Origin of the sequence: Duganella sp. CF458 (assembly GCF_900113115.1) — a bacterium.
Taxonomy (GTDB): Bacteria; Pseudomonadota; Gammaproteobacteria; order Burkholderiales; family Burkholderiaceae_D; genus Rugamonas.
In genome coordinates, this window is record NZ_FOOF01000036.1 from 1 (window position 1) to 11,606 (window position 11,606).

Annotated in this window: 1 protein-coding gene; it reads right to left on the bottom strand. The window is 63.2% G+C overall.

Annotated features, from left to right (window positions below):
* The coding region (locus BM269_RS28675) for an Ig-like domain repeat protein (protein ID WP_170860515.1) at nucleotides 1-11,606 on the bottom strand (11,606 nt) is incomplete at both ends.

The following is an 11,606-nucleotide window of genomic DNA, read 5'->3' on the forward strand; positions in this document are numbered from 1 at the left end:
GATGCGGCGGCCCAGGTCATCGTACACGTACTGCATGGTGGTGCCGCCGGCACTGGTCACGGTCAGCGTGTTGCCGCGCACGTCGTGGGTGTAGCTGGTGGTCAGGTTCAGTCCATCCGGATCGACCACCTGGGTCATCACCTGGCCCGTCAGGTCGTAGTCCATGCGGGTGACGGTGCCGTTGGAGTCGGTCACGCTCACGCGCTGGCCCTTGGCATCGTAGCCGTAGCGGGTCACCAGCTTGACGCCGGCCGCGTCGACCGTACGGGTCAGCAGGCGGTGGGCGCTGTCGTAGGTGTATGTCACCTCGTTGCCGTTGGCATCGCGGCTCTTGACCAGCTGGCCGGCCACATCGTACTCGGAGCTGCTGTCTGCCAGCGCGCTGTCGACGGCCAGCAGCTTGCCATCCTGGTCGTAGCTGTAGGTGGTGACGTTGCCGTTGCCGTCCTTGACGCTGTGCTTCTGGCCGGTGCGGGTCTGCGTAGTGGTCACGCTCACGCCCTCCGGCGTGGTCACGGTGGTGCTGCGTTCCGCAGTGTTGTAGCTGTGGGTGGTGACACGCGACAGCGCATCGGTCTGGGTCAGAACGCGGCCGAAGGCATCGTAGCTGGCCGAGCGCTTGCCGTTCAGCGGGTCGGTGGTTGTCACCACCTGGCCCAGTTTGTCGTAGCCCTGCTGCGAGACGTTGCCGTTGGCATCGACCGAACGCACCAGGCGGCCGAACGCGTCGTACTGCGCGCTGGTGACGTGGTAGATCTTTTCACGCAGGGTGTTGGTGCCTGTTTCCATGCCGCGGCGGTCATACGTATGCAGCGTGGTCACGCCGTTGCCGGCGTTGTCGGTGCCTTCCGTCGAAGCCACCACTTGGCCAAAGGCGTTGTAGATGGCCTTGTTCACGCCACCGGCGGCATTGGTGGTCTGCACCAGTTCATTGTCGGTATTGTAGGCAAAGCGGGTCACGCTGTTCTGCGCCGCGGCGCCGGACTTCGCCGTCGCCAGCGCCGTTACCGCAGACGCGGCGGCGGAGAGCACGCCGCCCTGCAGGCTGGCCAGCACGTCGGCAGGCACACTGGTGGCGTAAGCCGTGGTCGCGCTGAGGCGGCCCAGGGTGTCGTACTCGGATTCGGTCACATTGCCAGCTGCATTGACGGCAAAGCGCAGTCGCCCCGCGTCGTCGTAGAAGAACAGGCTGCGGTTGCCCAGCGCATCCTTCATGCTGGTGCGATGGCCCGAGGCGTCGTAGGTGTAGTTGGTGGCGTGCGCCGCCCATACCGCATCGACTGCCGCCGTATCCATGTCGCCGCGCAGCAGCGCGACGCCGGTTCCCGGCAGTTCGGCCACGACGCGGCCTTGCAGGTCGTAGCGTTTCAATACGGTGCGCTCGTCGCTGCTGCCCTTGGCAACCGTGGTGCCGGTCAATGCGCCAACGTTGTCGTAGCTGAACGTGGAGATGGTGCCGTCGGCATTGGTCTGGCTGGCCAGTTGCCCCAGCTTGTTCCACTTGCTGGTGGTGACCTGGTCTTCGCCGCTGACAGCCGGACGCAGTGCATCCAGCGCCGAAGTGGTGCTTGGCGTGCCGAGCGCCTTGTTGGCATAGCGGCGGGTCGTTTCCAGCCTGCCGCTGGTGTCGTACGAGTACTCGGTCAGGTAGCCTTCGCCATTGACCTCGCCCGCTTTCTGGCCCTTCTTGTTGTAGTAGACGAAGCTGTGGATGTCCGCCGCATTGGCGGCCGGAACCGGCGCCATGCTGAACAGGTCGGCATCGTCCCTGGCCAGGTCGATGGCATTGGCTGCCGTCACGTTTGCGTAGGCGATCGTTTCCACCAGGCGGCCGGCCGCGTCATAGCGGTACTCGGTCATGAAGCCTTCGGCGTTGATCGTGGCACGCACCTGGCCATTCTTATTGAAGTACTGCTGGACTTTGCGGTCGATGGTGTCCTGTCCCAGCGAGACCGTCTTCAGGCCCGGCGTGACCGTCAGCGTGAAGGAAGACGACAGCTTCGCCTGGTTTTCCGTGTCGCCGGAATAGCTGGCGATGATCGTATTCTCGCCAGCCGGCAGGTCCACACGCGGCAGGAACAGCGAGGCCACACCCGCGTTCACGTCCACCACGCCAAGCACGGTTTTGCCGCTGATGAAGGTCACTTTGCCGGAAGGGACATTACCCGTTACCACGGCAGTCAAGGTGAGCGACGTGCCTTGCACCACGGGCGCCGTTACCTTGTTCAGGATCACAGTTACCGGCGCCGCCATCAGCGTCTCGTCAATGGAGCCGGACATGCTGGTCGCGTTGGAGGCGTCGCCCGAGTACACGGCGGTGACCTGGTTCAGGCCGGCCACAAGTGCGCCGGCACTGATGGTCGCCACGCCATTGACCAGCGTGCCCACGCCCAACAGGATGGTGCCGTCGTAGAAGTTGACGGTACCGGTCGGGTTGCCGTTGCCACCGCTGACACGCGCGCTCAGGGTCGCCTTGCTGCCCTGCTGCACTGCCGCCGCCGCAGTCGACACCGTCGTGACGGTCGGCTGCCTGGTCGCGTCGGCATTCGGCGAATAATTGATGGTGAATGCCGGATTGACTTCGTCGCCGGCATAATAAGCTTTGACACCTGCCAGATCGCCTAGCAGGTTCTTGACCGTGATGAGCGCCTGCGAATTGTTGATCGCTGCGCTGCCCAGGAAATTGCCATACTGGTCCTTGAAGCTCACATAGCCGCCCGGGTTCGCCCCGGTGACTTTGGCAGCCAGGACTACCGTTCCTGGTTCCGCACCTGGAACGCTGGTCAACGACGCCGAACCGTATTGGCTTGGCGTACTTGTGATGTTGCTGTTGCTGCGCGAAGCGTAGTTCTCGTCACCCGAGTAAACGATGTCGAAGAAATAGATACTGTGAGTCTTGGCGTCGCCGGGCCAACGGCCCGGTGGGATGGTGACCACGGCCTTGCCATCAACGACACTCGCGGAACCGATGCGTTGTTGCCCATCGCGCGAGAAGATCGTGACAGTACCCGTTGGAAGCGGCTGTTTTCCGTTCCCGACGGTGACAGTATACGTACCGGTGCCGTCCGCAGCGGTCTGGCTCTGGAAATTGAGATCAGGCTGCGGTTTGGTGACGTACTGCGTAAAGATAAGGCTGCTGACAGGCTCTTCACCGTTGTTGCCGGAATAAACCGCACGCAACTGGTTGGCGCCAACAGGCAGGTTCTCCAGCAGGATCGTACCTTGGTAGTAGTAGTCAGCCTTGGCACTGCCAATCAGTTTGTCGCCGTTGTAGAAGGTGAAGGTACCAACGCCGTTGTAGCGCGTGTCGCCCGACTGGGTGGCCAACCTGACGGTGAACGACACAGCATTGCCATAAAGCGAAGAAGCCGGGGCCGAACTCGAAACCAGCAGGCGCGGGATGGACTTCGGCGTGTCGGTTGCCAGAGGCGTCGGCGCCGAAACGCTAGCACTGCGCGAAACCCAACTTGCGACGTATTCGGCCGTGATCGGCTCACCGGCGGCAATGCTGCTATTGAAGTCGCAGTAGGCCAGGCCATCCTTGACGACGCCGTAACCGATAGTGGTGCCGCCGCGCGAGAACACTACCTTGGCACTATAGTCGTAGCCCAGGTCTGGACGCTCAAGGATGCCAGGCTGGTCCTTGATCTGCGCGACGACGCGCACCCACTCGCCGACATTCGTATGATCGCTCGACAGGATCAGTGTCGGGGTGATCTTGGCATCGCTCACGTAAATGTCCGTCCGACCGGAAACCACAGCTGCGTTGTTGCTATCGCCTGAGTAGACCGCCGTGAAATGATGGCCGGCGCCGCGGAAGGTCGTCGAGGTCATCGTGGCAATGCCATCCTTGACCATCGCGCAGCCTATCACATTCGCATCGTCGTAGAACATGACCATGCCGGTCGCCGGCTTGCTGGCATCGCGCACGGAAACGCTCAGGCTCAGGGTCAGCGCCTCGCCATAGACAGGCGTGGTATTGGATAGCGACAGCACGACGCTGGTCGGCGTGGTTGCCGGTGCCGGAGGCAGCACAACGCCCGGCTGCTGCGTCACCTGCAGGTTGTAACTGGAATTGCCCACCATGGCGCTGCCGGCATTCGCCGCATCGCCGGAGTAAACGGCCCCCAGCGCGCCAGACACCATCTTGCTCGCAATGAAGGTGAACTTCGCCACACCGTCCACGATCGGCGCGGTGCCCAGCACGTCGCCGCCATGCACGAAGGTGACCATGCCGCCCGGGACATTACCTGCAGAGCCATTGGGCTTGGCAGTCAGCGTAATGCTGGTGCCCTGCGGCGCCGAGCCGGTTACGCTGCTGGTGAATGCCAGGGAGCCTGGTTGCGGCGCAAGCTCGATTGCCTGTGTGATCGGTTCGGAAGCGCTACCCTGGTTATTGTTGTCGCCGGAGAAACGCACGCTCAGCTTGTTGACACCGACCGGCAGCGTGGTCACCGTGACGGCTGCCAAGCCGTTGTACACGTCAGAGGTGCCGATGATCTCGGCCCCATTATAGAAGGTGACTGTGCCGGAGGCAAAACCAACGCCCTCGCGCTCCACTTTGGCGGTCAGCACCAACGGCTGGCCCTGCTTCCAGTTCTCGTGCGGGGTGCTGAGCGAGACGTGGGTTTGCGCCAACGCGACGTTCTGCACAATGCTGCCGACGCTGAACGCGTTATGTTGGTCGCCCAGGTAGTGGGCGGTGAAGGAATGCTGGCCGGCAGGCAGCTTGCCCAGGGTGAGCGTAGCTACGCCATTGACAAGCTCGGCGCGTCCGATTGCATTGTTGGCGCCATCGAAGAACTGCACCATGCCGCCCGGCTGCGCGCCGGTAACGCGCACGCTCAGGGTAAGCGGCAGGCCCTGCCTTAGCTGCGGGTCCGAACTGGTGATCGACAGGGTAGTCGGCTCCGGCAAGCCGGCGGCCAGGCTGGCCACGCTGGTCTTGTTGGCGGCATCGCCGGAATAGCTGGCCCGGATGCAGAAGCGGCCCGGCTGAACATTGGCGAGCGTCAGGGTTGCGATGCCCTGGCCACGCACCTCGGATTCCTTGACGTCGACCAGGCCAAGGACGTTGCCGTACTGGTCATAGAAGGTAACGGTGCCGGATGGATGGTCGCCAGTGACCAGTGCCGTGAGACGCTGTTCCGTGCCGCTTGCCGTGACCAGGTTCTCGCTTTGCAGCGTCGTGACGGAATAATTGGTCTGGACGACGGCAGTGCCGCTGTTATACCCGGTGGAGGTGCTGGCATTATTGGCATCGCCAGAGTAACTCGCCTGCCAAGCGCTCGTATTGTTGACACCGGTATTACGCGTGGTGAAAGTCGCCACGCCATTGACCAGTTCCATGGCCGCCAGCACAGGGGACTCAGAGTTCCAGCTACCAACGTTCCAGAGGAAAACCGTACCGGTTGGATTATTGCCCGTGACGCGAATGGTATGCGTCAGTGCAGAGCCATATACCGGATTTGGAGCGGACGACGTGACCGTGATACCTGGGGTCGGCAGGCGTGGCGCAGAGACTACGTTGACTTTGACGTCTGTCATCGTTGTAGCAGTACCATCGGCCGCCTTGAACACAAAGCGAACCGTGTGCGGCCCAACCCCGCCCAGGGTCCAATAGTCCCAGGTCCAGCCCGATTCATAGCCACGCATGAGGCCGTCGACTATCTTGTGATTGCCGCTGAACGCACCGTCGATGTATATATCGAACGCACCGTCCTGGTGCGCGCCGATCGTCCTGACCTTGAACGATATCCTGCCGCCGGAGGTGCTGACGGTGTCGCTCGATACCGTCGCTTCAAACTCGGAATTATCGGTAGCGACTACCGTAGCCTGGCTGACGGGATTCGATACACTTTGGGCGTAGTTCGCGTCGCCGGAGTAAACGGCGCTCAGCTTGTTGGTCGCCACTGGCAGCGCGTTCGTCTTGAAGCGCGCGACGCCGTTGACCAGCGTGACGCTGCCCAGCAGCTCGGTGCCGTTGAAGAAGGTCACGGTGCCGGTAGCGGGAACGCCGCCAACCGCGCCCAATTGCGCCACCAGCTCGGTCATCGTGCCGTGCGGGGCGGACTGGTTGGAACTGCTCAGCGACACTGTGGTGGCCGTGCCTGCGCCCGGGGCTTGCACGGCAACCGGCGTGGTGACCATGATGGTACCGACCGTGTTGACGGCAGGCTTGTTGTTCGCATCGCCTTCATAGCTGGCGATAATCGCGGCTTGGCCGGACAAGGTCGAGAAGGCCGATGCCGCCAGCGTCAGGCTGGCAACGCCGTTCACCACAGCTGCGGTGCCCACCACGCGCACGGTGGCCGGCACCGATTTGCTGTCGCGTACCGAGAAGGTCACCAGGCCCGACGGCGACGTACCGCCACCGATGGTCACGCTGGCGGTGAATGGCTGGTCCGCCGCCACCGGGGTTACGGAACCGGCCGCCATGGTCAGCGTGGTGGTTGCCACCGCCTGCACTTGCAGCGCAACCGGTGCGCTCATCACGGAATCGGCGTAGTTCGAATGCGACTTGCTGAATTTCGCGGTGATGTTGTGGCTACCCGCAGCAAGGTTGCGTAAGGTAATTTGCACCAATCCGCTGGCCGCCGAAGTATTCATCGTACGCAGCAGGGTATTGCCGTCATAGAAGGACACCGTGCCTTCAGGGTACATGGCGCCGATGCGCGGCATGGAGGCGGTAATCACCACCGGTTCGTCCAGGCGCACTGAGGCCGGCGAGACGGCCACGGTCACGACCGGCGAGGCAGGAACCACATTCGTTGCGCTGGCCGCCGATACATTCGGCGCGTTATAGGCATCGCCAAGGTAATAGGCGGTTGCCGCCCAACGGTTCTGGATATCGATCGGACGGGTTACCACCAGCGTCGCAACGCCGTCGACAATGTCCGCCACACCGTATGGTGGGTCGTTGAAACTGCCGCTGTGGAACACGACCTTGCCGGTTGGATGATCGCCTTCCACGCGCGCGGTCAGGACGATCGGCGAACCGTATGGTACTTGGCCAGGGCTGGTGAAGTACACCAGGGTCGGTACCGCTGCGGCATCTTCGGTCACCACTTCGGAATTGGCGGCGACATGCAACTGGTCGCCCGCGTACACCGCACGCAGGGCATTGCTGCCTGCCGGCAGGCGCACGCCTTCCAGCACGGCTTCGCCATTCACGATGTCGACGCTGCCCAGCAGGGTGCTGCCGTTCATGAAATTGACTTTGCCAGTCACGCTGGCATCGCCGAAGGTAGCGCGCAAGGCCAACAGCGCGCTGGCGTTGGCATCCGTGCGCGACGTCGTCAGCACCAGCGGCTTGCTGCTGCGCACGACAGTTTCCGTCACGGTCGCCGAAGTGGCGCTGGCATTGCTGGTGTCGCCGCCATACACGGCAATCAGTTGCTGCTCGCCCAACGACAGTTGATTGACGCTCAGCGTCGCTACCCCGCCGATCAGGTAAGCACTACCCAGCAGTTTGTTGCCGGCAAAGAAAGCCACCGCGCCACCTGGTTGGTGGCCCGTGACGCGCGCAGTCAGAATGACCGGTGCGCCGACTTCGCTGGTCAGGGTGGACGCAGCCAGGCTCACTTGTGCGCCGTTGCCGATCACTTCGCGGCTGACGGAAGTGGAAACGCTGCCCTGGCTGGCCGCATCGCCCGCGTACTCGGCGCGCAGGTTTGCCACGCCATCCGGCAGCACGGTTTCGAGCTTCGCCAATCCTGCCTTGACGTCGACTTCGGCAATCAGCTGGTTACCGTTGAAGAATTTCATGCGGCCGCCAATGGTCAGCGGACCCGCTACTTTCGCCAGCATGGTGACCGTATTCGCTGGCTTGTTGACGGTCGGCGCCACGATCAGCGAGGTGCTGGTCGCGGCGCGCGCCACGGTGAAATTCATCACCGGCGATTCCACCTGGCGGGCATTGCCGTCGCTCGAGAACTTGGCGGTCAGCTTGTAGTCGCCCGGCGGCAGGTGGCCCACCTTCAGGATGGCGGTGCTGCCATTGCCCTGGGTCTGCGCCACGCCGATCAGCTTGTCGCCATTGAAGAAGGCCACCACCGCGCCCTGGCGCGAGGTGAAGCCATCGGTGAAGGTCGCCTTGAGAATCAGTTCGTCGGTAATCGAGGCGCCGCCAACTGCAGCCGCATCCTTGGTGTCGATGCTGATGGCAAGCGGCGGTGCCGGTTTGGTCTCAACCGGCGACACGTACGATGCATTCGGCGTGACCTGAACGTTGATCTCATTCGAGACGTTCTGTTCGGAGAGCTGGTACTGGCCATACATGCTATTGGAGTCATTATGGTAATACACCACGCGCAGCGGCATGGTGCCGACCTGGTCCAGCGGCATGGTCCACGATACCGTATTCGAACCGTTGGCGAACCACTGGCCGTTCAGGCAGCGCATGCCGCTGTACAGCACGGCAACCAGCGGCGTACCGATGTTGTTCGGGCCCGACAGCGTTGCCGTGATGGTCACATTGCCACCCTGTACCACCGAGCTGACGTCGGTGCTCAAGGTCATGGCCGGTTTGAGCGGCGGCGCTGGCTCGGCCGTGACATTTGTCATCGTGTACTCGGCGCTGTTGTAGTCGTCGCCCGAGTAGTCGGTGCGGATCGTATGGCCGCCGCCGTTCCATTGCGCCTCGACGGCAAACGCCGCCACGCCATTGATGACGGGCGCCGTACCGAGCACCACGTTGGTGGTCAGGTCCGTGAAAGTGACCGTGCCGCCGATCGGGCGCTTGCCGCCATTGTCCAGCGTGACGGTCACCGTCTTGGTCTGTCCCACTTCGACGTTGCGGCTGTCAAAGGTGCCGGCCTTGATCTGAATGGCGCCGCGGCGCACGTGCAAGACTCCGCTGGCGACCGCCGGGGCGATGTTGGCATCACCGTCCTGCACCATGGTCAGGACCTGGTCGCCAGCTGGCAGCATGGCGTTTTCGATAGTGAATCGATAGACTCCACTGCCGTTCGCGCCATCAACCCTGCCCAGCAGGTTGCCGCGCATATCGTACAGGCTGGCGCCGCCGGCCGGACGTGGGCCGTTCGTCACAAAGCCGAAGTAGAACGTTTCGCCCACTGTCACAGTGGCGTACTGGGTCGAATTGGATTCGTTGTAGGTATAGCTCGTGCCGGCACGGGCATTGTTCACCTGGTCGGAAGTGCTGATGGTATTGGCTGCGTCGCCGGCATAGCTGGCGATGATCTCGGCCAGCGGCACATTGCTGTTGGCGACACTCAGGCGCGCCTCGCCGTTGATCACCTGGCTGGTTCCCAGCAGCTTATGATTGCCGTCGAAGAAGGACACGATGCCGGCCGGGTTGAAGCCCGTCACCCGCGCATACATACTGGTGACGTTGCCGAATGCGGTGTCGTTGCGTGCCACATACAGGCTGGTATGGCTGGTGACGCGCGCGACACGCTCGTCGATGGCGGCCGACGCCACGCTGGCATTGTTGCCGTCGCCGTTGTAAACGGCCACCAGTTTCTCGGTCCCTGCCGGCAGGTTGGTCACCACCAGTTCGGCGCGGCCGCGGATCACATTGGCGGTACCAATCACGGCGTTCGCCTGGTCGTAGAAAGTTACCGTGCCTTGCGGATTCGGGCCATCCACCAGCGCGGTCAACTTGATCAGGGCACCGGATTCGGTCTGGTCGCGGGAAGTCGACAGCACGACGGTTGGCAGTGCTTTTTCCACAGTCTCTTCCAGCACGGCGGAAGTGCTGCCGGCATTGGCCGCGTCGCCCAGGTAGACGGCGGTCAGCTTGCCCTGCCCTACCGGCACATTGGTGGCGCTCAGGCGCGCCACTCCGTTCACCAGCGCGCCGAAGCCCAGCGACACCTCGCCGCTGAAGAATGCCACCACGCCGCCCGGCGCCGCGCCGGTCACGGTTGCCGTCAGCTGCAGCGGCGAACCGAAACGCACGCTGGTGCTGTCCGCAGACAGCGTAATGCTGGTCGCCGGCAGAACCACGGCATCGGTAGCGATGGAATTGGAGGTGCTGCCGAAGTTGCCGCCATCGCCCGAGTACACGGCGCTGATGTCGCTGTGGCCGGCCGGGATGGTGCCGGTAAAGCTGGCCACGCCGCTGCGCACGATAGCGCTGCCCAACAGGGTCGAACCGGCGAAGAAGGTGACCGTGCCGCTTGGGGTGCCGCCGGTGCCGACCGGAATCTGGCCCGTGACGACCGCAGTGTAGGTGCGGGTATTGCCGGTGCCGCGTACCTCCGCCAGTTGCACCGAGGTGGTGTTGCCGCCCAGTTTGAGCGTCACACCCAGGCCGTTGCCCAGTTGCGAAGTATCGATCGGCGTGGACAGGCGGTTGACGGCATAGGCGTTCGAGGCGCCGTCGTACAGCGTCTGCGTGGCGAAACCCATGCCGTCGACCTGCCAGGCCAGGCGGCCGAGCGTATCGTAGAAGTTCCAGGACTTCACGTCCTGCGCGCCGGCTTGCGGGCGCAGCGCATCGATGGTCCAGCCCAGTGCACGTTCCAGGGCCGCGCTGTTGTCGGCGTGTCCAAGATCGGTGCTGGCCGGCACCAGCAACTCGGGCTTCGCCGCCGTCGCATAGCGGATGGTGTGCACCAGGTGGTTGTTGGCGTCGTAAATGTATTCGGTCAGCGCGCCGGTGGTATCCACCTCCGCTGACTTGCGTCCGGCCGCGTCATACAGCACGGCGCTCTTGGCGCCGTTCGCACCTTGCGTCACGCGCAGGCGGCCATCGGCGTCGTACCAGTATTTGGTTTCACCCAAGGCCTGGTTGCCGTCGCTTTGCAATACCGAAATCAGCAGCCCGGCTTCGTTGAAGGTCGAGGTGGTGACCAGGCCATTGGCCATGCGCAGGACGGATTTGTGGCCCGCATCGTCGTAAACGGTGCTGGTGACGGCACCCGAATCGTCGATGCGATTGAGTACGCGGCCCAGGCCGTCGTAAGTCAGGCTGGTGGTGCCGCTATCCGGGGCGATGGTCTGCAGCAGCTGGCCAGCCTGGCTGTAGACGAAATTGGTCACCGACTGCTTGCCGTCGGCAATACCATTACCGCTGGCATCGATCGCATTCCACTTGGTGACCTGGCTGACCTGGCCACGGAAATCAAAGGCGGTATCGGTACGCACGGTGCGCGACTTGTCGCGGCCGGCGACCCAGCTCGCCAGGTCGCCTTCGGCATACCCGCTGCCGGCATAGGCATCGCCGGTATAGGTGATGCTGCTGATGCGCTGGCCCTTGGCGTCGTAGCGGTATTCAGCGACGCCGCCTTCGCGGTCGATGGCGAAGCGCAGGCGGCGCGCCGCGTCATACACCATGCGTACAGTCTGCGGCTTACGGTAGCTGGCGGATTGCACGCTCTGGTTGAAGCTGATGTTTTCGCTGGTCAGCAAGCCGTTGCTGTAGCTGCGTTCGGTGATGTTGCCCAGGGCATCGGTGACCTTGGTCTGGTTGCCGAAGGCGTCGTATTCGTACTTGGTCACGGCGCCGGTGCCGTCGACCTGGGTCAGCATATTGCCGGCCGAGTCATAGCTGTAAGCGACGGACGGACTGCTGCCATTGGCCAGTGCCGGGGCCTGCATCTTGATCAGGCGCCCCCAGGCATCGCTGGTCAGGGTGG